The sequence below is a fragment of the Ancylomarina sp. 16SWW S1-10-2 genome (genome assembly GCF_009669305.1).
Taxonomy (GTDB): Bacteria; Bacteroidota; Bacteroidia; order Bacteroidales; family Marinifilaceae; genus Ancylomarina.
Genome location: NZ_SADB01000211.1, coordinates 1 through 467, shown reverse-complemented (window position 1 = coordinate 467; position 467 = coordinate 1). Strand labels below are relative to the sequence as shown.

1 protein-coding gene is annotated in these 467 nt (G+C 33.0%); it reads right to left on the bottom strand.

The window, feature by feature from the left end; genetic code table 11:
* A partial coding sequence (locus EMN46_RS19020; RefSeq protein ID WP_229130437.1) for a hypothetical protein occupies positions 1–368 on the bottom strand: 368 nt, incomplete at its 3' end.
* Positions 369–467: the final 99 nt, after the last annotated feature.

The window sequence follows — 467 nt, the reverse complement described above, 5'->3', positions numbered from 1 at the left end:
CGGTGATAAATAGAAAAACCTAATTCATTATTGCCTTTTTTAAGCTCGTCATCTAAATCGAACTGATGTTGTTTAAATTCGTTAATATCCGCCTGTAAAAAGTAAGATTTTGTAGGATCTAAACGATCAATATAATTGTCTAAAAAACGTGCAGAAAGATCATCATTAATAGAAACATCAACAAAGTGTCGGCGGTCTAGCGTTTTCAATATTTCCAATGTCGCTTTTTGCTGACTAATAGTGCTTTGAAAAGCCTCAACATTGGGCTCGTCACTATTACTAGAAACAACGGCATAAAGTGTTGAAGTAAATAGCACCAAGATAATGGCAGGTAAAAATACACGCTTTGTAACTTTCTTAATCGGCATAGATTGACTTCGTTTTTTGTAGGTTGGTCAAATATATCATAGTAATAAAGAGTATAGGCTCTGAAAGTCATTTTCAGTGAATTAACACAATAAATTCTA